The sequence below is a fragment of the Pseudomonas sp. KH_027 genome, assembly GCF_057838565.1.
Genome location: NZ_CM174470.1, coordinates 2,724,798 through 2,750,248 on the forward strand (window position 1 = coordinate 2,724,798; position 25,451 = coordinate 2,750,248).

Sequence of the window (25,451 nt, forward strand, 5' to 3'; positions counted from 1 at the left end):
ACCTGGAGGTAAACCTCTAGCGTGCCGGTTAAGCCAATTGAACGGGGAAAATGGGCAGACCCGATCAGCGTCCGGGGCAGTGATGCAGTAACGGCAACAGTGCCTGATCGGCCCGTTGCTCGGCGGCGGCCAGCGCCAGACGCCAATCCGCCACCCGCGGCGCCAGATCAGGCTCGTGCTCGGCCCGCGCCAGCCATTGCAGGTGATCGTGCCAATCGCCCAGTGCCGATTGCGCCACCTTCAACGCCTGGGTCATCTGGGCCGAGATCGCCGCCTGTTGCGGGTAAGCCTCGGCGCCATAGCGCACGCGCTTGATCAACAAGCGCAGGCGATGACGGTCGTGCCCTGGTGCTCGCAATGCGGCGCCAAGACGGCGCCCCTGCCGGGCGAGAAAACGCTGCACGCGTTTCGGCAAGCCGTGCAACTCGACGTCCACCTGAACCTGACGGAAAAACGCCGGCCAGATATCCAGCGCCCGGAACAATTGCTGCAACTCGGCGCTGGCCAGCAAAGCCGTGTAACCGGCCTCCAGTGCCTGGCGGCGCGTATCCAACACACTCGGTACGACATGCGCCTGCAACTCGACCAACAACACCTCGGAGTCGCGCAACGGGCTGCTCAGCTGCCCCAGTGCGGCGGCAGCCGATTCCAGAGGGTCGTTCTCGACCAACTCGCGCAACGGCCGCAGCAGGCTGCGCAAGCGCCGCAGGGCAATGCGCAGGTCATGCAAGGCCTCGCTATCGGTGCGCGCGACCAGGCGCTCGCGGCAGGCCAGCAGGTTGATCTCCTGAGCCAACACTTGGGCAATCAAGGCATCGACAAATCCAGACATGACGCAATTCCTTGAGTGAAGAGTTTTTAAGCTTAATCGGTCGTTTGCCATCGACAAGTGACCAAGTAGTCGCAAGTTCAACGCCCGGCGCGGGTCAAGCGCCAGGGCAAGGCACGGCGCAGTTGCGCCAGTCGTTTTCGCAGCTCGCTCGGCGCCGCGCCGCCACCGGCATAGCGTTGCGCCTCGAACGCGGCGGCGAAGGCTTGAATCGACTCGGCCTGCGCCGGCAACGCCTGCCCCGCACGCGCGGCAAAGGCCCGCGCGCCCTCGCCGGTCGCGCGGTACAAGCCGTGCCGCGCGAGCAACCGTTCGAAGCGCTGATACAGGCGCTGCTGCACATCCCGCTCACGCCGCCAGGGCTTGAACAGCAGCAATGCCAGCAAGCCCAGCAACAACCCGCCGCCGCCCACCAGCGCCAGCACCAGATCACGCGCATCCAAACGGCCGAACCAGCGCTGCAACAACTGCAGCTGTTGCTCGCCCTGATAGCTCAGCACCCAGCGCTGCCAGCCGTAATTGAGGTTATCCCAGCTCATGCGCAGTTGATTCAGCCAACCAATGTTGCGGTAACGCAGCAGCGACAACGGTGAGCCTTCAAGAAAACTCTGCTCCTCGGCAAGGGCCTGTTCCAGCCCCAGATCGATTCGTTCCGGCGCGACCTGGAAGGTCGGGTCGACACTGATCCAACCGCGCTCCGGTTGCCAGTACTCGACCCAGGCATGGGCATCGAACTGCCGCACCTGCAGGTAATTGCCCGCGGCATTCAGCTCGCCGCCCTGGTAACCCGTCACCACCCGTGCCGGTATGCCGGCCGCGCGCATGACGAACGTCATAGCCCCGGCGTAGTGTGCACAGAAGCCACTGCGGGTGCGAAACAGGAACTCATCGATACTGTTGGCGCCCACCGGCGGTGGTCGCAAGGTGTATGCAAAAGGTTCGCGGTTGAAATGCCTGAGCAATGCCTGAACCAGTGCCTGCGGCTCCGGGTATTGGCGTTTGAGCTCCAGCGCCCAGGCGCGGCTGCGCGGATCGCCCTGCCCCGGCAACTGCAAGGCGCGGCGCAATGCAGCGCTGGCGGCTTGCGGTTCACGCAGGGCCTCTGGCCAGGACCTCAGCCGGTAAAACAGCGCCTGCTGCACGGGCCGGCTCCGCTCCAGGCGGAAATCGTTCATCTGCCGGGTCTGTTCCAGATCCGTGCTCGCCACATCCAGGCTGAACAACCAGGGCCGCGCACTGGGCTGCATGATGATGCTGTAACTCAACGCTGCGCCGCGCTTTTCCCAGGCTGGCGCAATGGCGGCCTGAGCGCCGACGGTCAGCGACCAGCGCCGGCCATCGAAGTGCTCCAGGGTCAGCGCACGCCAGTACAGCTGGTTACGCGGCGGTAGCGGGCCGTCGAAGGTGGCGCGAAAAGCCAACGCATCGGAACGGCTCAACTCGGCAATGTCGCTTGGCGCCATGCTGTCGGAGAGCCCGGTGACACCTCTGTCGCTCGGCAGCGGCAGCGACCACAGCGGCCCCAGTCGCGGAAAGAACACGAACAGCAACAGCATCAGCGGCAGCGCTTGCAGGAGCAGGCCAGCCGCCAGGCGCAAGGTCGGCCACGGGCGCATGGCGAACGCGCTTTGTTGCAGGCCGATCAGCGCCGCCAGCAACGCGGTGACCGGCAACAGGCTGAACAGCGCCGCGAGCATGCTGGCATCGAACAGGTAGGCGGTCACTACCGCGAAAAAACCCAGCAGGATCAACACCAGCGCATCGCGGCGGGTGCGCATTTCCACCAGCTTGAGGATGAAGGCGGCGATCAGCAGCACCACCCCGGCGTCCAGGCCGATCAGGCTGCCGCGCGAGAGCAGCACCCCGCCGACGATGCCGACCGCCAGCCCGGCCTTGATCCAGGTCGCCGGATAACCCGCACGCATGCGGAAAATCTGGATGCGCCAACCCGCACAGCCCAGCCACAAGCCGATGATCCACAACGGCAAATGCGCCAGGTGCGGGATGATCACCAACGCCTGAGCCACCAACAGCCAGGTCAGGCTGATGCGTGGGATCGGCTGGGCCGCGCTCATGGCTGCCCCAGCTGTCGATCGAAGACCCTGCCGACTGCCGCCCTGCGCTCGGCCGAAGGCTGTGTCAGGGGCGGCTCGCCAAATAGCGCCAAGGCGCGCAGGCAGGCTTCGCGATGGTTGTCGCCGCTGTCGGGCGGCAGCGCCGTGCCAGGCAAGCTGAGGGCGAAGGGTTGCTGGCGCTCCGACAGTTGCAGGACCCAATGGCACAAGAGCGACAGACGCGCTTCCACGTCGCCGTCCAAAGCGGCGAAGTCCAGCCACACTTCGCGCCCGGCCAGGGCGGCAAAATCCTTGACCAGCAAGCCCTGGCCACGGGAATAGGCCTTCCAGTGCAAGCGCCGCTTGGAGTCGCCGGGCTGGTAGCTTTTCAAGCCCTGAAAGTCATCCGCGCCCAGCCCGAGGGTGCGCGCGCCGTCCTCCTCATCGTCCTTGCCGGTACCGGCGGCCAGCGGCAATTCACCCGCGAGCGGGCGTGGATAGACCAGCAGCGCCTGATCCAGATCGACCCAGCTCCAAGCCACCAGGATGCCCAAGGGAAAGCGACTTTCCACCCGCAGGCGCCCCGGCCGCAGCCAGCCACGGCGCAACGCCGGCAGGCTCAGCTCGCACTCGCTGACGCCGGCTTGCGCCACGTCCAGCGCCTGCAGTTCGGCCGGCGGCCAACCGAGGGCGATGGCCTGGTGGGCGCGACCGTTGCTGGCCAGCCGCACGCGAAAACGCGCCTGTTCGCCGACGAACAGCGCAGCACCACCCGCCGCATGCAGCATCAACCCCGCCAGGTTGCGGTAGGTATGCAGGATGGCGACGATACAGACCGAGATCAGCATAAAGGTCAGGCCGTACGCCAGGCTGTTCTGGTAGTTGACCGCAGCCAGCAACATCAGCGCCAAGGCCAGGCCGAACGCGGCGCCGATACGGGTCGGAATGATGAAAATCCGCCGTTGGGTCAGTTGCACGCTGGCCGCAGGCGGAATACGCCGTACCAACCAGCGCTGCCAGCGGGCCTTGAACAGCGCTTTCAAAGCGCCGGCACCTCGCGCAGCAGCCACTGCACCAAGGCACCGCCGCCATGCCCGGCCGGGTCGGCGCGCTCACGCAAGCGGTGGCCGACCACCGAGGGCAACACCGCCTGCACATCTTCCGGGATCACATACTCGCGCTGTGCCAGGAAGGCCCAGGCGCGGGCCGCCGCCAGCAGGGCCAAGCTGGCGCGCGGCGACAGGCCCCAGGCGAACTGCGGCTGCGTGCGGGTGGCCTCCACCAGGCGCAACACATAGTCCACCAGGGCATCGCTGGCGCGCACCTTAGGCACTTCGGCCTGCAGCGCCGCCAATTCGACATGGCTGAGAATCGCCGCCAGGCGCGGCAGCAGCTCGCGCCGTGCCTCGCCCAGCAACAGGGCTTTTTCCGCCGCCTTGGCCGGGTAGCCGAGGGACAGGCGCATCAAGAAACGATCGAGCTGCGACTCCGGCAAGGCAAAGGTGCCGCCCTGGCTGACCGGATTCTGCGTGGCGATCACGAAGAAGGGCTCCGGCAATGGCCGGGTTGCACCCTCGATGGTCACCTGGCCCTCCTCCATGGCCTCCAGCAGCGCGCTCTGGCTTTTCGGTGTGGCGCGATTGATCTCATCGGCCAACACCAGCTCGGCGAAAATCGGCCCGGGGTGGAAGACGAACTGCCCGGTGTCCTTATCGAACACCGAGGTGCCGAGGATGTCGCCGGGCAACAAGTCGGAGGTGAACTGGATACGCTGGAAGCTCAGGCCCAGCACCTTGGCCAGCGCTTGGCTGAGGGTGGTCTTGCCCATACCCGGCAGGTCTTCGATCAGCAGATGCCCGCGCGCCAACAGGCAGGTCAGCGCCAGGCGCACCTGCGGTTCCTTGCCCAGCAGCACCTGATTCACCGCATCCAGGCAGGCATTCAGTTTCGTGTACATTCGTCACCCCTTTTGCTCGAGGGCCCGATGCTACCGGGGCACCGGCCAACGGCAAAGCGCCAGCAACCTTTAGTCACTAAACACCGACGTCAAATGTGGGCTAGTGCGCGTGCTGCGGGTTTGCCTAGCTCGGGCGGGGCATGGCGAAACCATCGCGGGTGGTGCTGTAACGGCTGCCGCCCAGACGCCCGATCAGGTCGAGCTTGTGCGGATCGATCCGGCCCTGCCCATCCAGCACGCCATCGTCGATATGCGCCAACAGCACACGGGCAAAGATCAGGTAGCAGTTGGGATTATCCCGTGGGTAGGGCTGCACCTCGGCCAGCGCACACTCGAACGCCACCGCCGCGCCGGCTACCCGCGGCGGCTTGACCCGGCTGGCCGCAAGGCTGGCGATGCCACAGTGCTCGAACTCGCTGACGCCGTGGGGCAGGTGCGCCGCACTGGCATTCATCGCCCCGGCCTGGGCGGCCGAAACCAGCTGGATCACCAGCTCACCGGTGGCCTGCACGTTACGCAGGGTGTCCTTGAGGCTGCCGTCGTCACGCGCGCCGACGTTGACCATCAGGGTCGGCGGTTCGTCGCTGATCACCTGGAAAAAACTGAACGGCGCCAGGTTGCTCACACCGTCCTTCGACAAGGTCGACACCCAGGCAATGGGCCGTGGCGTGACGGTCGAAGCCAGCCAACGGTAAACCTCCAACGGGCTCAGGGTTGCGAAATCGAGTTGCATCGATACCTCTCATCGAATCTGCAGAACCGCAGAGTGAATCCGCAGCCGAGCGCTTTATCAACAGAGCGCGACACAGGCAGCGCGCCCAGCAGCGTCTCAGCGTTCATTGCGCCGCCTACAGCCCTGCGTCATGCAGGCGCCGGGCATGTTCGACGAACAGCCGTACCGGATCGGCACCCTTGCCGACCAGGCCGAAGGTCTGGTTGATGATGTCGAAGTGATCGAGCGGAAAGTCATCGCCAATCACCTTGCCCAGGTGCGAACTGTAGCGCCCGACCATGCCATCGCAGTGTCCGGGCTCGCGGCGAAAGGTTCGGGCGAACAGGCGGCAGGCGACGTTCGGCCCATCCAGGCGGTTACCACCACGATCGGTGATACCCGCCTGCAAGGTGCCGGACCAGGAATAATAGCGCACACCATTCACCTCGTGCGCGCCCTCGCCGCCCCAGGTTTCCGGCAAGCCTTGCGGGTACTGCGCATTGAACACGGCGACGCCCTGGGTGCTCAGTGACTGCTGCGCGGCGTCCACATCCATAGGCAGGCGTGGGCCTTGATAGCCGGTTTCCAGCCAGGCCATGCAGCGCGCCACACCGCGCAACAACATCGCCAACAGTCTCCCGCGCAAGCTGTCATGGGGCGCCCGGCGCTGAAGAAAGTCGGCCAACTCCGAGCCGTGATTGGGCCCGGCCACCGAGGTCACCGAGGCCACCCACTGCGGCTTCAGCGCAGCGGCATAGCGGGCACTCAGCGCGCCCTGACTATGACCGATCAGGTGCACCTTGTCGGCGCCGGTGTCTTTCATCACCTTGGCGATACGTTCGAGCAACTGCTCGCCACGCACTTCGCTGGAATGCACCGATGACACCAGCACCGGAAAGACCTTGGCACCCTGCCGCCGCAGCGCCGAGACGATGCCGTACCAGTAGGGATAACCGAGCAAACGGACAAAACCCAACAGCCCCGGTACCAGCACCAAGGGATAACGCGGCGCAGTGGCATTCGACATGACAGAGCATCCCTGTTCGATAAAAGCCGATAGCGCGAGCACTGCAATACGCTCAGCGATAGCGCTCGGCTGAGCCGCTATCAGAAAACCGCGCCCCTGATCGACCTGCAGCAAGCCTGACCAGGGGACCCGCCAGCACCATCAGCGCCCGGCGCGCGACTCGCTGATGTAGAAGCGGGCTTTCTTGGCTTTCGCCGCGCAGCCTTCGAACGCCTCGAACTGCTGCTGGGTCTTGGCGGCGGTGAGCAGCGACAGGGCCTTGGAGTAACTCACGGTACCGGCGAAACCCTCGGCCTTGGCCAGATCCAGTTCGCGCCAGGCGCTATCCAGCTGGCTGCCGCAGCTATCACGGTATGCCGTTTTACCGGCGCAACCGGCCAGAGCCAGGACCAACAGTGGCAAACAGATCCATGCTTTCATCGATAACGCTCCTCGAAAAGGGAAAACAGCCTGAGTTTAATCTGTCAGTGAGACGCCGCGCAGCGCTAAAAGTGCAGTGCGTGATGCAATAGGCAAGGGTTGCCCGCTGCCCCGCCCCGGGAATCGGTGGCGCGATGTTTTCAAGCGCAGCGCCTTGGCGCAGCCCAAGCGCACGCGTATGGTCTAAGTCAGTGCTTGATGGGGGATCGGCAATGAGCAAACGAGTAGCCTTGGTGTTGGGATCCGGCGGCGCGCGCGGTTATGCACACATTGGTGCGATCGAAGAGCTGGAGCGACGCGGCTATGACATCGCCTGTATCGCCGGCTGTTCGATGGGCGCGGTGATCGGCGGCATTTACGCCACCGGCAAGCTGAAAGAATACCGCGAGTGGATCGAGAGCCTGGATTATCTGGACGTGTTGCGCCTGCTCGACGTCAGCTTCCGCCTCGGCGCCATTCGCGGCGAGAAGGTCTTCGGCAAGATTCGCGAAATAGTCGGCGAGATCAATATCGAAGACCTGCGCATCCCCTACACCGCCGTCGCCACCGACCTGACCAACCAGCAGGAAATCTGGTTCCAGGAAGGCAGCCTGCATCAGGCCATGCGCGCCTCGGCGGCGATTCCAAGCCTGTTCACGCCAGTCATCCAAGGCAAGCGCATGCTGGTCGATGGCAGCCTGCTCAATCCGCTGCCGATTGTTCCGGTGGTTTCCAGCCATTGCGACCTGATCATTGCCGTCAACCTCAACTCCACCAACCAGAAACACTACCAGCTGCCGGTCATCGAGCGCCCGCCGGCGATCAAGGGCCGTATCGACCTGCTGATGGACTCGCTCGGTGCGCGCCTGCCCTTCCGGCGCAAAACCGAAGGCAATGGCGAAGAGCTGTTATTGATGGAAGAAGTCGCCCTGCCCGTCGCCGCGCCCAGCCCCAACCCCTGGCTCGACGGACAGCCCGCCGCACAGACGACGGCAGCACCGAAGTCCGCCAGCGGTTCGCGGGTGGCCGACACCGGCGGCCCGGCGTCGCTGCTGGAGCTGGTCAACCAAAGCTTCGAGGTGATGCAGACCTCGTTGGCGCAGTACAAGATCGCCGGCTACCCGCCGGACATCCTGATCAACGTGCCCAGACGCGCCTGTCGCTTCTTCGAGTTCTACAAGGCTCCGGAACTGATTCAACTGGGCCGCATCATCACCAGCGATACGCTGGACAAGTACGAAGCCGAGAACTGAAACGGCTCAGCGCTCGCGCAAACGGTAACCGACACCCGCCTCGGTGCTGATGAAGCGCGGGTTGGCGGGGTCATCCGCCAATTTCTGTCGCAGATGCCCGACCACCACGCGCAGGTAGTGGCTGTCCTCGACATGGGTGGGTCCCCAGATATCCTTCAAAAGCTGCTGCTGGGTCACCACCCGCCCGGCATGCTGCGCCAACTGCGCCAGCACCGCGTACTCCTTGCGCGTCAGGCTGATTTCAACGCCGTCCAGGCTGACCCGGCGATAGGCGAAATCGACGCTCAACGGGCCGATGTTGACCACCACTTGCGGGCTGTCGCCGGCTTGCGCATGGCGTAGCAAGGCGCGGACGCGGGCGAGAAACTCCTGAATACCGAAGGGTTTGGTCACATAATCGTTGGCGCCGCTGTCCAGCGCCTGGACTTTCTCGGCCTCGCCAGCACGCACTGAAAGAATCAGCACCGGCACCTGCGACCATTCGCGCAGTTCCTTGAGCACGCTATGGCCGTCCATGTCCGGCAGACCGAGGTCGAGCACCAGCACATCAGGCTTGCCCAGCGCGGCTTGAGCCAAGCCCTCGGTGCCATTGCCGGCTTCGAGCACCTTGTAGCCCTGGGCGACCAGGCTGATGCGCAAGAACTTGCGAATCTGCGGTTCATCGTCGATGACCAGAATGGTCGGTTGGTTGGTCGTCATAAGCTCTCGGATCATAGGCGCTGACTGCAGAGTGTAAGGTGGACATAGCACCCCAGCAATTTGCCGGGCGCTGACTCGACCCGGCGAACAGGCGTGGCATGCCACCCTACAGGCCCTCCTCCGAATCCGGTTGCGGATGCAACGGTAGGTGCAGGGTCAGACTCGCGCCCCGGCCGTCCAATCCCTCGCCCACCGTCACCCGGCCACCATGGGCGCCGAGCATGCCCTGGCAGATGGCCAAGCCCAGGCCGGTACCCTGCCCGCCGCGATCCCCCCGGGCGGCGGTGTAGAACATGTCGAAGATCTTCTCCCGCTCCGCCTCGGGAATGCCCGGCCCCTGGTCACTGACGACGATGCGCAACTCCCTCCCCTCGTACAGCGTCTCGCCATCGGTCTCGACCGCCACGCGCAGGCGACCGCCGACGGGCGAAAAGCGCGCGGCGTTTTCCAACACATTGATCAAGGCCTGCTCGATCAACGCGGCATGCACATAGAGCAGCGGCAGCTCGGCCGGCACCTCGGTTTCCACCGCCAATGGCAGCAACAGCGGGCGCAAGCGCTGCAGCGCGCTGGCGACTATATCCACCGGCGCCACCCAGTCGCGCGCAAGCTTGAGACCACCATGCCCAAGGCGGGTCATGTCCAGCAGGTTCTGGATATACCGATCGAGCCGCTCGGCTTCATCACGGGTGCTTTCCAGCAGTTCGCGGCGGCCTTCCGGATCAATCTGGCCATCCAGCGTCAGCAAACTGTCGATGGCCCCGCGCATGGCCGTCAGCGGTGTGCGCAAGTCATGGGACACCGAGGCGAGCAAGGCGCTGCGCAGTTGCTCGGTTTCGCCATGCAAGCGCGCGGCTTCCAGGTCTTGCGCCAACTGCGCGCGGGCCAATGCCTGAGCCAAGGGCTGGCCGAGCGCCGCGAGCAACCGCCGGCGATCGGCCGGTAATGGCTGCTCGTTCTTTGGGCTCACCCCAAGCAGTGCCAGCGGGCCATCCTCGCCCGACAACGGCCACCACCACCAGCGCCCGCTGGGCAAGGTATCCGTGCCGAGACCGGCCGGCTGATCATGTTGCCAGGCCCATTCGGCCGCGACCCGCTCGCCGTCGCTGAGCTGCCGCGCGACACCCGCCTCGACCTTCCAGCCGCCATCGCCGCTATGCCCGAGCAGACAGATATCCATGTCATTCCAGACGGCGAGCTGCTGACCGGCGGCCGTCAGCACCGCCTGGCGATCTGTCGCGGCAGTGAGTTTGCGGGACAAGTCGAGTAGCGCCCCGGTTTCACTCTGGGTCTCACGCAAGGCCTTCAATTGGCGGCGCTGGCGGCCGGCCAGGTTACCGGTCAGTACGGCCATCAGCAGGAAGAACAGCAGGGTCAGCACGTCCTCATGACGGTGAATGGTGAACGAGAAAATCGGCGGAATGAACAGGAAGTCGTAAGTGAGAAACGACATGACGGCACAGGCCAATGCCGGGCCGAAACTGGTGCGCACCGCCACCAGCAACACCGCAGCGAGCAGCACCAAGGAGATATTCGGCAACTCGAGAATATGCGACACGCCCCAGGCCAACGCCGTCGCCAGCAGCGTGGCCAACAGCGCCAGGGCGTAGTCACTCAGCCGTGCGGGGTAGCGTGCGCGGGACGTCGGCGGCACGCGATCGGCCTCGGTATCCAGCACATTGATTTCCAGCCCCTGGGCATGGCGCAACAGGCGTTCGGCAACTCCCAGGCCGAACCAGCGGCGGCGCAGGCGTTGCCGGCTGCGACCGACCAGCAGCAGGCTGGCCTGGCGCTCATAGGCATGCTGGATCAGGGTTTTCGCCACCTCGCCGGCACGCAGGCTGACCACCTCGCCGCCGAGGCGTTCAGCCAGCCGCTGGGCCTCCTGCAGGTGTGCGCGAGCGACATCATCGCGTACCCCGCCGGTATCCACATGCACCAGGCTCCAGGGTAGGTGGCGGCGTTCGGCCACCCGACAGGCGTGGCGCACCAGGCGTTCGGCCTGCTCGTCCCCATCCACTGCTACCAGCAGACGGCCGCGCACGGTCGGGGCTTCCCGACCCAACTGGCGATAACGCTGGTTGAGGTCGGCATCCACCCGCGCCGCGGCGGTCTGCATGGCCAGTTCGCGCAGGGCGGTGAGATTGGTCTGACTGAAGAACGCGTCGATCGCCGCGCGCGCTTGCTCGGGCACATACACCTTGCCCTCGCGCAGGCGCTCCAGCAGCTCGCGCGGCGGCAGGTCGATCAGCACCAGCTCGTAGGCCTCCTGCAGCACCCAGTCCGGTACCGTCTCGCGCACCTGCACGCTGGTGATATCGCGCACCTGGTCGTTGAGGCTTTCGATGTGCTGCACATTGACCGTGGTGTAGACGTCGATACCGGCGGCGAGCAACTCCTGGATATCCTGCCAACGCTTGGCGTGGCGGCTACCGGGAGCGTTGCTGTGGGCCAGTTCGTCCACCAGCACCAGTTTGGGCGGCTTGGCCAGCAGGCCATCGAGGTCCATCTCGGCCAGTTTGATGCCGCGGTAGAGGCTACGCAGCGGCGGCTGCTGCGGCAGGCCAGCGAGCAGCGCCTCGGTTTCGGCACGGCCGTGGGTCTCGACCACCCCGGCGCGCAGGTCGACGCCCTGGCGCAGTTGCGCCTGTGCCGCCAACAACATGGCGTAGGTCTTGCCTACCCCCGGCGCGGCACCGAGAAAGACTTTGAGCCGGCCGCGACCGCCCCGGTTATCCAGCTCGGGCGGCAGATCCGCCAGAAAAGCCTCGGCGCGGCCGGCATCACTCATCGATCAGTTCCCTCAAGGGCCAGGTTGAGCGCCAGCACGTTGACCACCGCAGGCCCCACCAGCGGGCGTTCGGTGTAAGTCTCGATCAGGCGTTCGAGCGATTCGCTCGACAGATTGCGCGCAGCGGCGATGCGCGCAATCTGGTAGTTGGCCGCCGCCGGCGGCAGATGCGGGTCCAGGCCGCTGGCGGAGGTGGTGACCAACGCCAAGGGTACCGGAGAGCCGCTCTCATTGGCCAATGCTGCGGCGTCCTTGGCGATGCGTTCGACCAGGGCCGGGTTGGTTTGCGCCAGGTTGCTCGCGCCACTGGAGACGGTGGCGTAAGCGGCCGCCGATGGCCGCACATGGAACCAGCCGTCGCCCTCGAAGGGCTGGGCGAGCAGGCTGGAGCCACGGATCTTGCCTTCGCTGTCGGCGACCAGGCTGCCACCCGCCTGCGCGGGGAAGGCGAGTTGGGCGATGCCAGTCACGGTCAGGGGGTAGATAACGCCGGTAATCAAAGTCATCAGGGCCAAGAGGCTCACGGCGGGACGAAGTTGCTTGAGCATGGTACTTCTCCAATCTTCAGGGTTTGCACCGAATCAGTTCCCTCCCCCAATCAGGGGAGAGGGTGTAAACGGGCGCGGGGCGTTAAACCAGGCCCACCGCGACCAGCAGCAGGTCGATCAGTTTGATCCCGACGAAGGGCGCGACAATCCCGCCCAGGCCATAGATCAGCAGGTTGCGCGCCAGAAGATGGGAGGCACTCGCCGCCTTCACCTTGACCCCGCGCAGGGCCAGGGGGATCAGCGCGACGATGATCAACGCGTTGAACACGATGGCCGAGAGGATCGCACTCTGCGGGCTCGCCAACTGCATGACGTTGAGCACGCCGAGTTGCGGGTAGAGGCTGGCGAACAACGCCGGCAGGACCGCGAAGTACTTGGCCACGTCGTTGGCGATGGAGAAGGTGGTCAGCGCACCGCGAGTGACCAACAGCTCCTTGCCCACCTGCACCACGTCCAGCAGCTTGGTCGGGTCGGAGTCGAGGTCCACCAGGTTGGCGGCCTCGCGGGCGGCCTGGGTGCCGTCGTTCATCGCCATGCCGACGTCGGCCTGGGCCAGCGCCGGGGCGTCGTTGGCGCCGTCGCCGCACATGGCGACCATCTTGCCGTCGGCCTGCTCCTGGCGGATGCGCTGGAGTTTCTTCTCCGGCGTGGCTTCGGCGATCACATCGTCGACCCCGGCTTCAGCGGCAATCGCGGCAGCGGTCAGCGGGTTGTCACCGGTCACCATCACGGTGCGAATACCCAACTGGCGCAGCTCGGCGAACCGTTCGCGGATGCCCGGCTTGACCACGTCCTTCAGGTGGATGGCACCGAGCAGCTTGCCGTCGGCGGTTACCAGCAACGGCGTGCCACCGCTCTTGGCGATCTTGTCGATTTCCCGCGACAAGGTCGCCGGCACCGCGCCACGCTCAAGGCCGATAAAGGCCAGGGCCGCATCGACTGCACCCTTGCGGTAGACGTGGCCATTCCAATCGACCCCGGACAGACGCGTTTCGGCAGTGAACGGGATGGCCTTGATCTCGGCCCGCGCCGGCTCCGCCATCGGGTACAGGGCGCGCAGGTATTCGACGATGGACTTGCCTTCCGGCGTGTCATCGGCCAGCGAGGCCAGCAGCGTAGCCTCGGCCAACTCCTTGGGGCCGACCCCGGGAACCGCGTGGACCGCGCTGCAGCGGCGGTTGCCGAAGGTGATGGTGCCGGTCTTGTCCAGCAACAGCACATGCACGTCGCCGGCGGCTTCCACCGCACGGCCGGACTTGGCGATCACGTTGAGGTGCGCCAGGCGATCCATACCGGCGATGCCGATGGCCGACAGCAGGCCACCGATGGTGGTCGGAATCAGGGTCACCAGCAGTGCCACCAGGAACACCAACGGCAACTTGCCGCCGGCGAAGATGGCGAACGGCTGCAGGGTCACCACCACCAGCAGGAAGATCAGCGTCAGGCCGATCAACAGGATGTCCAGCGCCACCTCGTTAGGGGTCTTCTGCCGCTTGGCACCTTCCACCAGAGCGATCATGCGATCCAGGGTCGACTCACCCGGGTTCACGCTGATCTTCACCAGCAGCCAGTCGGACACCAGGCGGGTGTTGCCGGTCACCGCCGAACGGTCGCCACCGGACTCGCGGATCACCGGCGCGGACTCACCGGTGATGGCCGCCTCGTTGACGGCGGCGACACCTTCGATCACCTCGCCGTCGCCGGGGATCAACTCGCCGGCCTGGACGCGCACCACGTCACCCTTGCGCAGGCTGCTGGCAGCCACGCTTTCGAACCCACCGTTGGCGTTGCGGCGCTGCGCACTGAGGCCTTGGCTGCCAGCCCGCAGGCTATCGGCACGAGCCTTGCCACGTCCCTCGGCGAGCGCCTCGGCGAAGTTGGCGAAGAGCACGGTGAACCACAGCCAGAGGGCCAGTTGCACCGCCACCGCGGTATCCACCGCCGGGTTCGGCACGAAGCACAGAACCGTGGTCAGTATGGCGGTCAACTCGACCACCAACATCACCGGCGAGCGCAGCAGTACGCGCGGGTCGAGCTTGACGAAGGCCTGGACCAGCGCCACCCGCCAGAGCGAGCTGAGCGGGGCAGTCTGGATTTTTGCGCGCTGTTTCAGCGCTTGAGTCTGAGCGTTCATCTCAATCATTCCTTAGAAGCCAATGCTCAGTTGTTCGGCCAGCGGGCCCAGAGCCAGGGCCGGCAGGAAGGTCAAGCCACCGACCAACAGAATGGTCACGGTGAGCAAGGTGACGAACAACGGGCCATGGGTGGGGAAGCTGTTGGGGCCGACCGGTGCAGTCTTCTTCGCCGCCAGGCTACCGGCGATGGCCAGTACCGGCAGGATGTAGCCGAAGCGCCCGATGATCATGGCCAGGCCGATCATCAGGTTGTGGAACGGCGTGTTGGAGGCAAAGCCACCGAAGCCCGAGCCGTTGTTGGCGGCACCGGAGGTGTAGTTGTAGAGCAGCTGGCTGAAGCCATGCGGGCCGGGGTTGCTCACCGAGGCCAGCGGGCCTGGCAGGGTCGCGGCGAAGGAGCCGAGCACCAATACGCCGACCGGCATCACCAGCAAGGTCGCGACCAGCAGGCGGACTTCCTTGGCTTCCAGCTTCTTGCCCAGGTACTCCGGGGTACGACCGACCATCAGCCCGGCGAGGAACACCGCAATCAGGACGAACAGCAGCATGCCGTACAGGCCCGCGCCGACACCGCCGAAGATCACTTCGCCAAGCATCATGTTGATCATCGGCACCATCCCGCCGATGGCGCTCATGCTGTCGTGCATGGCATTCACCGAGCCGTTTGAGGCCGAGGTGGTGACCACTGCCCAGAGCATCGAGGCGGTGATACCGAAGCGGCTCTCCTTGCCTTCCAGCGAACCGCTCTGCTCAACCGGCAAGCCGGCCAGGGCCGCGTTCGGCTGATACTCGGCGAACAGCGACACACCCAGACCGAGCAGCATCAGCACCAGCATGCAGGCGAGGATGGCGCGGCTCTGGCGCAGGTCCTTGACGTAGTGGCCAAAGGTGAACACCAGCGCAGCCGGGATCAGGATGATCGAAGCCAGCTCGAACAGGTTGCTCCAGGCCGTGGGGTTCTCGAACGGGTGCGCGGAGTTGACGCCGAAGAAACCGCCGCCGTTAGTGCCGAGTTGCTTGATGGCAATCTGGCTGGCGGCTGGGCCGAGCGGCACGACCTGGTCGGCACCCTGCAGATTGAGGGCGTTGACGTACTCGGCGAAGGTTTGCGGTACACCCTGCCAGACCAGGAACAGCGCCAGCAGCAGGCACAGCGGCAGCAACCCGTAGAGCGTGCCGCGGGTCAGGTCGACCCAAAAGTTGCCCAGGCTGAGGCTGGAACGGCGGGTCAGGCCACGGCACAACGCGACCAGCACAGCCAGGCCGGTGGCGGCGCTGACGAAGTTCTGCACGCCGAGGCCGATCATCTGGCTGAAGTAGCTCAGCGCAGCTTCGCCGCTGTAGGCCTGCCAGTTGGTGTTAGTGACGAAACTCACCGCGGTGTTGAACGCCAGGGTCCATTCCAGGCCGGGCAGCTGCTGCGGATTGAGCGGCAACGTGCCCTGCAGGAGCAGGATGGAGAACAACAACAGGAAGCCAGCCAGGTTGAAGGCCAGCAGCGCCAGGGTGTAGGTCTTCCAGTCCTGCTCGGACTTTTCGTCGACCCCTGACACGCGGTAGCAGAAACGCTCCACCGGCCCCAGAACAGGCGACAGGAACGTGCGCTGCCCCTCCATTACCCGGTAGTAGAAGCGGCCGAGAAAGGGTGCCGACACCAGCACTAGCGCCAGGAAGGCCACAATCAGCAGAATATCTTGGCTGTTCATGACTACTCCTAGGAACGATCGGCGCGCAGCAGCGCCGTCAGCAGATAAATGAACAGCCCCGTGGCCAGAGCCAGGGACAACCAATCCAGAACAGTCATGGAATTTCTCTCCTTTGCGCGGTTTTTCCGCTTGGGAGAAATTCTCCGCTGGGCGGCGTAAAGGAACGAGACAGAGAGGTCGCGGACGGCGTAAAGAACCCGTAAAAAAACGCGTGAACCCGGGCATTCACCGGCGCCCGACGCTTTGTACCAATCCGGATACAGTGCCGACATGCTGTGGATACGCGCCCGCGTCAGCATGGCCTGCCGCACGGCCTGCGAACGAAACGACGAATGGCTGGGCGCGGCATCGCTCACAACCAAGCCACACGTTAGGATGCGCGCCTGCCGCACGCGCCAGCCCGTCCAGCCGCACCCGGCCAAGCCAGCCCCTGACAGCAACGGAGCCACCCCCCGATGGATGCCCCCAATGAGCGGGAAATACGCTCAAGAACGACGCGCGCGCTGATCGTCGACGACAACATCGAACTGCGCGAGCTGCTTGGCGGCTACCTGACCCGCTTCAATATCGCCAGCGAAGCGGTCGGCGACGGTCACGGCATGCGCAAGGCGCTGACACAGAACCGCTTCGACGTGGTGATTCTCGACCTGATGCTGCCCGGTGAAGATGGCCTGACGCTGTGCCGCGAGCTGCGCAGCAATTCGGACATCCCGATCCTGATGCTGACCGCGCGTTGCGAACCGACCGACCGCATCATCGGCCTGGAACTGGGCGCCGACGATTACATGGCCAAACCCTTCGAGCCGCGCGAACTGGTGGCACGGATCCAGAGCATCCTGCGGCGGGTGCGCGACGACCGCGACAGCCCGCGCACCGACGAGCGCTCCAGCATCCGCTTCGATGCCTGGCAGTTGAACGGCGTGCTGCGCCAACTGCAGGCGCCGGATGGATTGGTAGTGCCCTTGTCGAACGCCGAGTTTCGCCTGCTCTGGGTATTTCTCGAACGTCCCCGGCGGGTGCTGAGCCGCGAGCAGTTGCTGGACGCCGCCCGTGGCCGCTCGATCGAGGCCTTCGACCGCAGCATCGACCTGCTGGTCTCGCGCCTGCGCCAGAAGCTCGGCGACGACCCCAAGGCACCGCAGTTGATCAAAACCGTGCGTGGCGAAGGCTACCTGTTCGACGCCCGCGAGATCGGCTGATGCGCACCGCCGACACGCTGTTCGCCAGGCTGTTCGGCATGTTCCTGCTGGCCATCGGGCTGGCCCACCTGCTGGCCTTCCTCTGGTTCAGCCAGTACGGCGGCCCACCGCCGCCACCGCCACCTCCCGAGCGCGTCAGCGCCGGACAAGGGCAGCCCCCGGCCCCGCCGCCCTTCGGCGGACCGTTGATGCCCCTGGCATTCCAACTGCTGACCCTGGTGGGTGCCGCCTGGTATGGCGCCAAACTGCTGAGCAAGCCGATACGGCACCTGTCCGAGGCCGCCGAACGCCTCAGCGAAGACCTCGACTGCCCGCCACTACCGGAAACCGGCCCGCGTGAAACCCGCCAGGCCGCGCGCACCTTCAACCTGATGCAGCAGCGCATCCGCGAACAGGTGCAGCAGCGCGGGCGCATGCTCGCCGCGGTTTCCCACGACCTGCGCACCCCGCTCTCGCGCCTCAAGCTGCGCCTCGAACAGATACCCAACCCGCATCTGCGCACGCGCATGGGCCAGGACCTCAGCGAGATGATCGCCATGCTCGACGCCACCCTCAGTTACCTGCATGAGCAGCGCGCCAGCGAGAGCGTGCAATGGTTCGACCTGCAGGCGCTGGTCGAGTCGCTGGCCGAGAATGCCCAGGACCGTGGCGCCGACGTGGGCGTCGAGGGCCACTGCGCACCGCTGCAGGCACAGCCGCTGGCCCTGCGCTCATGCCTGAACAACCTGCTGGACAATGCCCTGCGCTACGCCGGGCATGCACGCATCGAGCTGTACGACGGCACCGAACATGTCGAGGTACGGGTCTGCGACCGGGGGCCGGGCATTGCACCGGAACAACGGCAAACGGTGTTTGAACCCTTCTTCCGCCTCGAAGGCTCGCGCAACCGCAATTCCGGCGGCGTCGGCCTGGGCCTGACCATCGCCCGCGAAGCCGCACGGCGCCAAGGCGGCGATATCGTCCTGGAGGGTACCCCGGGCGGCGGCCTGACCTGCGTGCTCAGCCTGCCACGCCAGTCAGGCGCGTGAGCAGAGCGTGTACGGCGGTCGATACAAAATACACACACCCTGGACATATCACCCCGCGAGGATGACAGAACCGGAGAAACATCTCCGGGTTTGCCAACTTAAACAGGAGTGACTCCCATGATCAGTGGTGTCAGTGGTTACTCGAGCTATGCATACAGCTCGACTCTCGCCAGTGCCCAGCGCAGCAGCGGCTCTAACGCCGCCAGCTCGACGGAACCGGCAAAACCTCAGGACAAACTTTTCAGCCTGCTCGACAGCAACGGCGACGGCAGCATCGCCAAGGATGAGCTGAACAGTGCCGTCTCCGCCGCCCAGGAAAACGACTCCAGCCTGAGCATCGATATCGACGAACTGTTCAGCCAGCTCGACGCCAATAGCGACGGCAGCATCGACCAGGAGGAAACCGCAGCCCTGGCGCCGCCCCCGCAAGGCGCCAACCCGGAAGAGTTGTTCGCTGAACTGGACGCCAACGGCGACGGCAGCATCGGCCAGGACGAACTGAGCAGCGCCCTTGGCGTCAGCAGCGACGACGAGAGTATCTCCGCCCTGTTCGGCGCCCTGGACAGCGATGCGGACGGCAGCCTGAACCTGGAAGAGAGCGCCGCCCTCGCCGGCCCACCTCCGCCACCACCGCCCACGACCAGTGGCAGCAGCGACACGGACGAACTGTTCGGCCAGTTGGACGCCGACAGCAGTGGCAGTATCAGCAAGGAGGGACTCAGCAGCCTGCTCAGCAGCACCGAAAGCAACACCAGCAGCAAGGACGACAAGGCATCGCTCTACGCCAATCTGGTCAGTGCACTGCTCAAGCAGTACGAAGCCGGTGCCGGCTATTCCTCCAGCCTCGGCACTCAAGTCAGCATCGCCGCCTGAACGACAATGGCCATCCGTGTGGATGGCCGTTTCTGCCGGCAAGCTTGTTTGTTGCGCTCGGGTTTACCCCTCGGGTGGCCGTTGTTGCGCCGCAGGCGCCCTGTTCCCGCCGTCGGCCACCCAATCGTTGAGCAGGCTATAGGCCAGCGCCAATAGCGTCGGACCGAGAAACAGGCCCATGAAACCAAACGCCAGCAGGCCACCGAACACCCCCAGCAGCACGACCACCAACGGTAGGTTGCCACCGCGGCTGATCAGGTAAGGCTTGAGCACGTTGTCCACACCACTGATGATGAACATGCCCCAAATCCCAAGGAACACGGCGTAACCGTAGTCGCCCTGCCACACCAGCCAGGCCGTGGCCGGAATCCACACCAACGGCGGGCCCATGGGGATCAGGCTGAAGACGAAGGTGAGAATCCCCAGCACCAGCGCCCCCGGAACCCCGGCGATCCAGAAGCCGATCAGCGCCAGCAGGGCCTGCGCCGCCGCCGTGCCTATCACCCCATTGACCACCCGTTGAATGGTGCCGGCCACCAGGGCCAGATAGTGCTCGGCCCGTTCGCCGATCAGCCGCTGCAGGCCACTTTGCACCAGCTCGGCCATGCGCGGCCCGTCGCGGTAGAAGAAAAACACCAGAACCAGGCTCAGCACCAGCTCCAGAACGCCGCCGCCAATCTGTGCGCTGCGCGCCAACAGCCAGTTGCCCACCTGACCGAGATAGGGTTTCAAGCTGGCGAAAAAGGCCGAGCCCTGTTGGTCGATGGTCTGCCAGAAACCGACCAGACGCCCGCCCACCAGCGGAATACCGGCCAGCCATTCCGGCGGCGGCGGCAGGCCCTGCACCTGCAGGTCCTTGAGCAGATTCAATGCATCGCGCACATGATCCGCCAGGTTGAAGCCCAACCACACCAGCGGCACCGCCACCAGCACCATCCAGCCCAGGGTCAGTACGCCTGCGGCCAACCCCGTGCGCCCACCCAGCCAGCGCGTCAGCAGGGTCATCAGCGGCCAACTGGCGAACGCCAGTACCGCGGCCCAGAACAGCGCCGAGGAAAATGGCGCCAGCACCCAGAGGCTGGCGCCGAGCAGCGCCAGCAGCAGAATCTGCACCAGTAGACGGTCGTTATTGGGCATGTAGATAGTCCATGCGAATGATGAGGAAGCGGCTCTAGATGCAGGCAGCATGCCTGTCTTGCCGGGATCAGGACAAGCCGGCTCGCGCAGAAGGCGCCGGGCTGGGCGAACGAAACCAGACCCGGCCTCGACCCAGCGGCGTATCGGCAAAAAACGACACTACCCGCCGGGCGCTACCGCCGCCGCTCGACCGATCGACTAACGCAAAACCTTCAACAGCAAACCTTCTGCCGTAGTGGTATCCAGCTCGAGGCGCGCCGCACGCACCCTTTGCCCGATCAAGGCTTCGCGCCAGGCTTGCGCCTTGGCGCCGGAGAGGCTGACACGCAAGGTGCTGTCCAGATTCAGGCTGCGCGCCAGCAGCTCGGCCCAGGCCATTGGCGGCTCTGCAGCGAGCCTCGGCAAGGCCAGCTCGCCGGTGCTTTTCAACTGCTTGAGCAAGGTGCCCGGGCTGGGCAACAGCTCGCCGAGTGGCCCCGCCGCGTCCAACTGCTCGACGTGCAGATAGGCGCGGCGATTGCCACGGGTGATGCTGTAGAGCGCCACGAGGCTGTCCTGCTGAGGCGCGGCCAGGCGCAGCAACAGATACGCCTGTTCCTCGTCGGCGCCATACAGCTTGGCGTTGCCGAACACCGCGTTGGCCCACAGGCTGCTGGAGCCGCAATCGCGACTCTCGCACCAGTACAACAGCTCGGCGCCCTGCGCCTGCAAGGCTTCTCTGGCGGCATTGAAGGCCTGGCCGGACGTATGCTCGGGGGGTAATTCGTACGTCACCGAACGCAGTTGCCCCTGCGTCGGCACTTCGCGCTCGAAGCGCAATTGGCCGCTGATCCGGCGGATCGAGCCCAGCGGATAGATTCGCTCCTGGGCGCTGAACTCGCGGAAGTCGACGATCTTCGCCCGTGGGAAGCGCGCTAATACCTCAAGATCATGGCTACCGGGCAGATCGGCGGCCAGCAGCGTAGTGCTGACCATCAACAGGCTGAAAAGACTCGACAGGCGCATGCGGTTCCTCATCGAACCAACATGGTCTGAGCGGACTTCACCAGCTTTTCGGCGTCCTCTTCCATGCGTTTGGGCACCTGCAAACCACGCTGCACTGCCGGGCGCTCGGCGATAGCCGCCAGCCAGCGCTGCAGATGCTCCAGCCCATCGACCGAAACACCGGCCCAGTCATACAGGCGCACCCAGGGGAAGGTGGCGATGTCGGCGATGCTGTAATCGCCGGCCAGGTACTCCACCTCGCTCAGGCGCTGGTCGAGCACTTCATAGAGGCGACGGGTTTCGTGCTGATAGCGGTCGATCGGGCCCTGCAGTTTTTCCGGGAAATAGCGGAAGAACACATTGGCCTGGCCCTGCATGGGGCCGACGCCGCCCATCTGGAACATCAACCACTGGATGACCCGCGAGCGACCTTTTACATCCTGCGGCAGAAGCTGCCCGGCCTTCTCGGCGAGGTAGAGCAGAATCGCGCCTGACTCGAACACCGCGAAATCGTCGTTGGCCCGGTCGACGATGGCCGGAATCCGCCCGTTGGGGTTGATCTTCAGAAACGCCGGGGTTTTCTGCTCTTGCTTGTCGAAGCTCAGTACCTGCACCCGGTAAGGCAGGCCGAGCTCTTCAAGCGCTATGGAAACCTTGTGACCATTGGGGGTAGCGGCGGTGTACAGGTCGATCATGCTTCTCTCCTGTGGCAATCCGCTCAGCCTCCGCAGTTGGCCGGGGCAAGTCAAGGCGCAGCGAAGAAGCGATTGAAACAGTCTGCTACGGCCTGGGCACCCGCCTCGTCGTTCAGATGCAAATGGTGCCCGCCGGCCAGACGCTGCAATTCGAACGGCAAGCCCTGGAGCATGTCGGTGAAACGCGGTTGCGCCAGCAGCATGCCCTGCTCGGCCAATACCAGGCTGACCGGGCAGCTCAGCCGTTTGAGGAACGCCTGGGTATGGGCGTAGGTCAGGCGCACCGGCGAGGGCAAGGTCAGGCGGCTGTCGGTGCGCCAGGTGTAACCACCGGGCACTGGCATCAAGCCGCGCTGGGCCAGCAGTTCGGCGGCTTCGAGGGTCACCGCGCCGACGCCCTTCATGCGCGCTTCCACCGCGCGCTCGAACTTTTCGTACACCGGTTTGCGCTTACTGGCCAAGGCCAGCCGCGCCTTGAGCGCTTCGCCAAGTTTTTCCGGTGCGGTCTCGGCTTCGCCGGTGAAGGGAATCAAGCCGTCGATCAAGGCCAACCGCTCGATCCGCTCCGGCAATGCCCCGGCGAGCAACACCGAGACAATCGCCCCCATGGAATGCCCAAGCAGCGAAAAACGCTGCCAACCGAACTGCTCGGCGACCTGCAGCACATCGTGGGCGTAATCCCAAAGCGCGTAACCGGCCCCCGGCGCACGGTGATCGGAATGGCCATGGCCAGCGAAATCCAGCGCGACGATACGCAGCCCGTCCAGCTTGGGCGCCAGGCGAGCGAAGCTCATGGCGTTGTCCAGCCAGCCGTGCAGGGCGATCACTGGCCGGCCATCCAACGGGCCGAACACATGGGCCGCCAGTTCGATATGCGGCAGGCTCAGGCGGACTTCTTCGAAAGGTAGGTTCATGCGCACTCCTGCTCGGCCGTGCGGCCATCCCAGCGGCTGAAGAGTTGTTTCAACACGTCGGCGGTGTCCTGCGGCCGTTCCAGCGGGAACATATGGCCGCCGGGCAATGTCAGGTATTCGCCCTGCGGCACCCGCCGAATCAGCCGCGCGTGGTGCGGCATCACCACGCGGCTATGGCGGCCACGAATCATCGCCAGCGGCACCTTGAGTTGCTGCGGCCGCCCCGGGCTGGTATGCGGCACGCTGCGGTAGATGCTGATCTCGGTAGCCGGGTCGAAGCGCAGGCGCAAACTTTCGCCCGTGCTGTGCAAGCCATGCTGCACATAGGCGTCCAGGCATTCGGGATCGAAGCGACGAAACAGCGCCTTGGCGGAAAAATAGCGGTGCGCTTCGGCCTGGTCGGCGAATTCCTCGCGCCGCCCCAGGGTGCGTCCAGCCGGAGTGATGCGGTCGATAAAACCAAAGCGTTTGGCCGCGCGGATCACGATGCGGTCGGCCAGGGTCAGTACCGGCGAGTCGAGCATCACCACGCCACGGTACAGCTCCGGACGCAGCAGAGCGGCGTGATAGTGCAACACCCCACCCAGCGAATGGCCCACGCCCCAGACCGGCTCGGGCTGGGCCTGCAGATGATGCAGCAGTTCGTCGACCAGGTTGCCCCAGTTGTCGTTGACCGGAAAGCGCGGGTCATGGCCGTGCTGCGGCAAGTGCTGCACCTGATAGTTCGGCGCCAACGCGGCAAACAACTTGCCGTAGGTGGCCGAAGGAAAGCCATTGGCATGGGCAAAGAACACTTGCTGCAACATACACGCACATCCGTCAGGAAAAACCTGACTGATTGTCCGCAAGCTTCAGCCCCGCGGCAATGACTGTAACTGCCAGGAATGATGACAGTCCGGCCAAGCCTATGATCCGCCGAACACGCCCCGCAGCCAGGGATTGCTGACGACGATCGCCAGCGCCACCAGCAGGAAGACCAACCCGCACAGTCCGTCGATGGCCGGCACCGCTCGCAACAGGCGACGCTGCATGGCCGGCTGCGTCAACACCAGGCTGAGCAGGCTGAACCAGCCCAGCCCCATGCCAAACAGCAGGCTTGCCACCGCGACTTTGCTGGCCAGGGAAATACCTGCCGGAATCAGGCTGGACAACAGCGCGAGAAAGAACACCAGCGCCTTGGGGTTCAGCAGGTTGGTCGCCAGCCCGCGCAGCCAGGGGCCCAGGCGCGAAGGCGCAAGTGCCGCGTCCAGGCCGGAGGCCGCCTCGCCACCGCGCAGAACGGCGCGCAGCGCACCGAACCCCAGCCACGCGAGGTAGCCGGCGCCGAGCAATTGCAGCAGACCGAACAGCAACGGCGAGCGACTGAGCAACACCGACACCCCGGCCAACACCAGCGTGCCATGCAGCAAAATCCCGCAGGCCAGGCCCAGGGCGCTGAGCAGGCCAGCGCGCCGTCCCTGATGCAACGCGGTGCGCACCACCAGCGCCACATCGGGGCCAGGGCTGACCAGGGCCACGGCGAACACAGCCGTGAGCGTCAGCAAGACAGACGTCTCCTGCATGGGGGTATCTCCAGGTGAGGGATAAAGGGCAGGAAAAAGCGCAAGAACCCTAGAGCTGGGCCCGCAGTCGCGCGGGTGGTAGGCCATAGGTGCGGCGAAACAATCGGGTGAAATGCGCCTGATCGTAGAAACCCAGTTGCATGGCGATCTCGCTCAAGGGCGTGCCGCCCAGCACCAGCGGAAAAGCCCGTTCCAGGCGCAACTGGGTCAGCCACTGGTGCGGTGGCAAACCGCACTGACGGCTGAAACGGCGCAAGGTCTGCCAGGGGCTCAACTCGCAGAAAGCCGCCAGTTCCTCCAATGACGGCGGCTGATCGAGGCGCGACTCCAGCCATTCGCGGATCTGCGTCCACAGCTTCGGCGCAAAACCTTGCTCGATGTCGGCCACCCGCAGGGTCGACGCCAGCCCCAGCAAGCCCGCCATGGCCTGCAACAACAGGCTTTCCTGCGACAACCGCGAGCCGCTGCGCATGGCCGCGTGCAGGTTGTGCAAGTTCTGCTGCAAGCCAGGATCGCGCAGGGTTGCGGTGGTCAGCCGTGGCACGCCCTGGCGACCATCGCTGAGGCTGCGGCTGGCCTGTTCCAGCCACTGTGGATCGAGCGCCAGCACCCGAATCCGATAACCTTCACCCGGCAGGCTGCTGCCGTCATGGATGCTTTCCGGCGCCATCAGCAGGGTATCGCCCGCCCCCGCCAGGCGCCGCTCACCGCGATAGACATAACGGTGCTGGCCTTGCAGCAGCAAGCCGATGTGGTATTCCAGATGAAAGTGCCGAGGAAAGGCAAAGTGGCGGTACTCGGCGTCGATAAGACGCACGCCGGGCAACGCACTGCTGAAATGAGTGATCTGTTCCATGCCCGCCACTTTACCTGCCAGGCACTCAGCTGATCTTGTACAAAATTGCAGGATACCGAGTAAAAACGGCCGACCACGATCAATGGCCAGCCG

At 65.1% G+C, this 25,451-nt stretch carries 24 protein-coding genes; 4 read left to right on the top strand and 20 right to left on the bottom strand.

Annotation, left to right across the window (positions count from 1 at the left end; all coding sequences use genetic code 11):
* Positions 1–64: 64 nt before the first annotated feature.
* The 7 genes from AC3IYG_RS12825 to AC3IYG_RS12855 form a co-directional block, all read right to left on the bottom strand.
* Positions 65–832 (bottom strand): CHAD domain-containing protein, encoded by a 768-nt coding sequence (locus AC3IYG_RS12825; RefSeq protein ID WP_489308922.1) that lies wholly within the window; start codon positions 830–832, stop codon positions 65–67.
* 77 nt (positions 833–909) lie between these two features.
* A complete protein-coding gene (locus AC3IYG_RS12830; RefSeq protein WP_489308924.1) occupies positions 910–2,904 on the bottom strand; it encodes a transglutaminase TgpA family protein in 1,995 nt (664 codons plus the stop codon).
* Positions 2,901–3,917 carry a DUF58 domain-containing protein gene (locus AC3IYG_RS12835; RefSeq protein ID WP_489313906.1) on the bottom strand — a complete coding sequence of 339 codons (1,017 nt, stop codon included), beginning with the start codon at positions 3,915–3,917 and terminating at the stop codon, positions 2,901–2,903. Before AC3IYG_RS12835 ends, AC3IYG_RS12830 begins: the two co-directional genes overlap by 4 nt.
* A gap of 5 nt (positions 3,918–3,922) precedes the next feature.
* Positions 3,923–4,840: an AAA family ATPase gene (locus tag AC3IYG_RS12840; protein WP_489308926.1), complete on the bottom strand. Its 918-nt coding sequence runs from the start codon at positions 4,838–4,840 to the stop codon at positions 3,923–3,925.
* 124 nt (positions 4,841–4,964) lie between these two features.
* The gene (locus tag AC3IYG_RS12845) at positions 4,965–5,573 is read right to left on the bottom strand and encodes a flavin reductase family protein (RefSeq protein ID WP_489308928.1); all 609 of its coding nucleotides are present in this window, start codon (positions 5,571–5,573) and stop codon (positions 4,965–4,967) included.
* Positions 5,574–5,688: 115 nt separating this feature from the next.
* Positions 5,689–6,579, bottom strand: coding sequence for an esterase/lipase family protein (locus tag AC3IYG_RS12850; RefSeq protein ID WP_489308930.1), 891 nt, complete (start codon positions 6,577–6,579; stop codon positions 5,689–5,691).
* Between the two features lie 141 nt (positions 6,580–6,720).
* Positions 6,721–6,999, bottom strand: coding sequence for a hypothetical protein (locus AC3IYG_RS12855; RefSeq protein WP_489308932.1), 279 nt, complete (start codon positions 6,997–6,999; stop codon positions 6,721–6,723).
* Between the two features lie 212 nt (positions 7,000–7,211).
* On the opposite strand from AC3IYG_RS12855, the gene AC3IYG_RS12860 reads away from it, so the two are divergent.
* Entirely contained in the window at positions 7,212–8,231 is a 1,020-nt protein-coding gene (locus AC3IYG_RS12860) for a patatin-like phospholipase family protein (protein ID WP_489308934.1), read from the top strand.
* A 6-nt stretch (positions 8,232–8,237) separates the two neighbouring features.
* On the opposite strand, the gene AC3IYG_RS12865 is transcribed toward AC3IYG_RS12860, so the two are convergent.
* From AC3IYG_RS12865 to AC3IYG_RS12890, 6 genes are all read right to left on the bottom strand, one after another.
* Positions 8,238–8,930 carry a response regulator gene (locus tag AC3IYG_RS12865; RefSeq protein WP_489308936.1) on the bottom strand — a complete coding sequence of 231 codons (693 nt, stop codon included), beginning with the start codon at positions 8,928–8,930 and terminating at the stop codon, positions 8,238–8,240.
* Between the two features lie 106 nt (positions 8,931–9,036).
* Positions 9,037–11,721, bottom strand: coding sequence for a DUF4118 domain-containing protein (locus tag AC3IYG_RS12870; protein ID WP_489308938.1), 2,685 nt, complete (start codon positions 11,719–11,721; stop codon positions 9,037–9,039).
* Positions 11,718–12,269: a potassium-transporting ATPase subunit KdpC gene (gene kdpC / locus AC3IYG_RS12875; protein WP_489308940.1), complete on the bottom strand. Its 552-nt coding sequence runs from the start codon at positions 12,267–12,269 to the stop codon at positions 11,718–11,720. Before kdpC ends, AC3IYG_RS12870 begins: the two co-directional genes overlap by 4 nt.
* Before the next feature lie 82 nt (positions 12,270–12,351).
* On the bottom strand, positions 12,352–14,403 hold the full coding sequence (gene kdpB / locus AC3IYG_RS12880; protein WP_489308942.1) for a potassium-transporting ATPase subunit KdpB: 2,052 nt from the start codon (positions 14,401–14,403) through the stop codon (positions 12,352–12,354).
* A 12-nt stretch (positions 14,404–14,415) separates the two neighbouring features.
* Complete coding sequence (gene kdpA, locus AC3IYG_RS12885; protein WP_489308944.1) at positions 14,416–16,110, bottom strand: potassium-transporting ATPase subunit KdpA; 1,695 nt, start codon at positions 16,108–16,110, stop codon at positions 14,416–14,418.
* A gap of 8 nt (positions 16,111–16,118) precedes the next feature.
* The gene (locus AC3IYG_RS12890) at positions 16,119–16,208 is read right to left on the bottom strand and encodes a K(+)-transporting ATPase subunit F (RefSeq protein WP_489308946.1); all 90 of its coding nucleotides are present in this window, start codon (positions 16,206–16,208) and stop codon (positions 16,119–16,121) included.
* A 357-nt stretch (positions 16,209–16,565) separates the two neighbouring features.
* On the opposite strand from AC3IYG_RS12890, the gene AC3IYG_RS12895 reads away from it, so the two are divergent.
* The 3 genes from AC3IYG_RS12895 (at position 16,566) to AC3IYG_RS12905 (ending at position 19,210) form a co-directional block, all read left to right on the top strand.
* Positions 16,566–17,309: a response regulator gene (locus AC3IYG_RS12895; RefSeq protein ID WP_489308948.1), complete on the top strand. Its 744-nt coding sequence runs from the start codon at positions 16,566–16,568 to the stop codon at positions 17,307–17,309.
* Positions 17,309–18,337 carry a sensor histidine kinase gene (locus tag AC3IYG_RS12900; protein ID WP_489308950.1) on the top strand — a complete coding sequence of 343 codons (1,029 nt, stop codon included), beginning with the start codon at positions 17,309–17,311 and terminating at the stop codon, positions 18,335–18,337. Before AC3IYG_RS12895 ends, AC3IYG_RS12900 begins: the two co-directional genes overlap by 1 nt.
* A gap of 117 nt (positions 18,338–18,454) precedes the next feature.
* Positions 18,455–19,210: an EF-hand domain-containing protein gene (locus tag AC3IYG_RS12905; protein WP_489308952.1), complete on the top strand. Its 756-nt coding sequence runs from the start codon at positions 18,455–18,457 to the stop codon at positions 19,208–19,210.
* Positions 19,211–19,273: 63 nt separating this feature from the next.
* On the opposite strand, the gene AC3IYG_RS12910 is transcribed toward AC3IYG_RS12905, so the two are convergent.
* From AC3IYG_RS12910 to AC3IYG_RS12940, 7 genes are all read right to left on the bottom strand, one after another.
* A complete protein-coding gene (locus AC3IYG_RS12910) occupies positions 19,274–20,347 on the bottom strand; it encodes an AI-2E family transporter (protein ID WP_489308954.1) in 1,074 nt (357 codons plus the stop codon).
* Between the two features lie 198 nt (positions 20,348–20,545).
* Complete coding sequence (locus AC3IYG_RS12915) at positions 20,546–21,352, bottom strand: DUF4892 domain-containing protein (protein WP_489308956.1); 807 nt, start codon at positions 21,350–21,352, stop codon at positions 20,546–20,548.
* Positions 21,353–21,360: 8 nt separating this feature from the next.
* The gene (locus AC3IYG_RS12920; RefSeq protein WP_489308958.1) at positions 21,361–22,026 is read right to left on the bottom strand and encodes a glutathione S-transferase family protein; all 666 of its coding nucleotides are present in this window, start codon (positions 22,024–22,026) and stop codon (positions 21,361–21,363) included.
* Positions 22,027–22,076: 50 nt separating this feature from the next.
* The gene (locus AC3IYG_RS12925) at positions 22,077–22,940 is read right to left on the bottom strand and encodes an alpha/beta hydrolase (RefSeq protein ID WP_489308960.1); all 864 of its coding nucleotides are present in this window, start codon (positions 22,938–22,940) and stop codon (positions 22,077–22,079) included.
* Positions 22,937–23,746: an alpha/beta fold hydrolase gene (locus AC3IYG_RS12930; RefSeq protein WP_489308962.1), complete on the bottom strand. Its 810-nt coding sequence runs from the start codon at positions 23,744–23,746 to the stop codon at positions 22,937–22,939. Before AC3IYG_RS12930 ends, AC3IYG_RS12925 begins: the two co-directional genes overlap by 4 nt.
* 99 nt (positions 23,747–23,845) lie before the next feature.
* Positions 23,846–24,502, bottom strand: coding sequence for a LysE family translocator (locus tag AC3IYG_RS12935; protein WP_489308964.1), 657 nt, complete (start codon positions 24,500–24,502; stop codon positions 23,846–23,848).
* Between the two features lie 49 nt (positions 24,503–24,551).
* Positions 24,552–25,358, bottom strand: a complete 807-nt coding sequence (locus tag AC3IYG_RS12940; RefSeq protein WP_489308966.1) for an AraC family ligand binding domain-containing protein — start codon at positions 25,356–25,358, stop codon at positions 24,552–24,554.
* Positions 25,359–25,451 lie beyond the last annotated feature (93 nt).

What these genes read in the sequence shown, in the direction of transcription:
- AC3IYG_RS12825 (WP_489308922.1), bottom strand. Translation starts at nt 832, where the DNA reads ATGTCTGGATTTGTCGATGCCTTGATTGCCCAAGTGTTGGCTCAGGAG.
- AC3IYG_RS12915 (WP_489308956.1), bottom strand. Translation starts at nt 21,352, where the DNA reads ATGCGCCTGTCGAGTCTTTTCAGCCTGTTGATGGTCAGCACTACGCTG.
- AC3IYG_RS12930 (WP_489308962.1), bottom strand. Translation starts at nt 23,746, where the DNA reads ATGTTGCAGCAAGTGTTCTTTGCCCATGCCAATGGCTTTCCTTCGGCC.
- AC3IYG_RS12940 (WP_489308966.1), bottom strand. Translation starts at nt 25,358, where the DNA reads ATGGAACAGATCACTCATTTCAGCAGTGCGTTGCCCGGCGTGCGTCTT.
- AC3IYG_RS12920 (WP_489308958.1), bottom strand. Translation starts at nt 22,026, where the DNA reads ATGATCGACCTGTACACCGCCGCTACCCCCAATGGTCACAAGGTTTCC.
- kdpB (WP_489308942.1), bottom strand. Translation starts at nt 14,403, where the DNA reads ATGAACGCTCAGACTCAAGCGCTGAAACAGCGCGCAAAAATCCAGACT.
- AC3IYG_RS12900 (WP_489308950.1), top strand. Translation starts at nt 17,309, where the DNA reads ATGCGCACCGCCGACACGCTGTTCGCCAGGCTGTTCGGCATGTTCCTG.
- AC3IYG_RS12910 (WP_489308954.1), bottom strand. Translation starts at nt 20,347, where the DNA reads ATGCCCAATAACGACCGTCTACTGGTGCAGATTCTGCTGCTGGCGCTG.
- AC3IYG_RS12905 (WP_489308952.1), top strand. Translation starts at nt 18,455, where the DNA reads ATGATCAGTGGTGTCAGTGGTTACTCGAGCTATGCATACAGCTCGACT.
- AC3IYG_RS12870 (WP_489308938.1), bottom strand. Translation starts at nt 11,721, where the DNA reads ATGAGTGATGCCGGCCGCGCCGAGGCTTTTCTGGCGGATCTGCCGCCC.
- AC3IYG_RS12845 (WP_489308928.1), bottom strand. Translation starts at nt 5,573, where the DNA reads ATGCAACTCGATTTCGCAACCCTGAGCCCGTTGGAGGTTTACCGTTGG.
- AC3IYG_RS12855 (WP_489308932.1), bottom strand. Translation starts at nt 6,999, where the DNA reads ATGAAAGCATGGATCTGTTTGCCACTGTTGGTCCTGGCTCTGGCCGGT.
- AC3IYG_RS12935 (WP_489308964.1), bottom strand. Translation starts at nt 24,502, where the DNA reads ATGCAGGAGACGTCTGTCTTGCTGACGCTCACGGCTGTGTTCGCCGTG.
- AC3IYG_RS12925 (WP_489308960.1), bottom strand. Translation starts at nt 22,940, where the DNA reads ATGAACCTACCTTTCGAAGAAGTCCGCCTGAGCCTGCCGCATATCGAA.
- AC3IYG_RS12850 (WP_489308930.1), bottom strand. Translation starts at nt 6,579, where the DNA reads ATGTCGAATGCCACTGCGCCGCGTTATCCCTTGGTGCTGGTACCGGGG.
- AC3IYG_RS12860 (WP_489308934.1), top strand. Translation starts at nt 7,212, where the DNA reads ATGAGCAAACGAGTAGCCTTGGTGTTGGGATCCGGCGGCGCGCGCGGT.
- AC3IYG_RS12830 (WP_489308924.1), bottom strand. Translation starts at nt 2,904, where the DNA reads ATGAGCGCGGCCCAGCCGATCCCACGCATCAGCCTGACCTGGCTGTTG.
- AC3IYG_RS12895 (WP_489308948.1), top strand. Translation starts at nt 16,566, where the DNA reads ATGGATGCCCCCAATGAGCGGGAAATACGCTCAAGAACGACGCGCGCG.
- AC3IYG_RS12840 (WP_489308926.1), bottom strand. Translation starts at nt 4,840, where the DNA reads ATGTACACGAAACTGAATGCCTGCCTGGATGCGGTGAATCAGGTGCTG.
- kdpA (WP_489308944.1), bottom strand. Translation starts at nt 16,110, where the DNA reads ATGAACAGCCAAGATATTCTGCTGATTGTGGCCTTCCTGGCGCTAGTG.
- kdpC (WP_489308940.1), bottom strand. Translation starts at nt 12,269, where the DNA reads ATGCTCAAGCAACTTCGTCCCGCCGTGAGCCTCTTGGCCCTGATGACT.
- AC3IYG_RS12865 (WP_489308936.1), bottom strand. Translation starts at nt 8,930, where the DNA reads ATGACGACCAACCAACCGACCATTCTGGTCATCGACGATGAACCGCAG.
- AC3IYG_RS12890 (WP_489308946.1), bottom strand. Translation starts at nt 16,208, where the DNA reads ATGACTGTTCTGGATTGGTTGTCCCTGGCTCTGGCCACGGGGCTGTTC.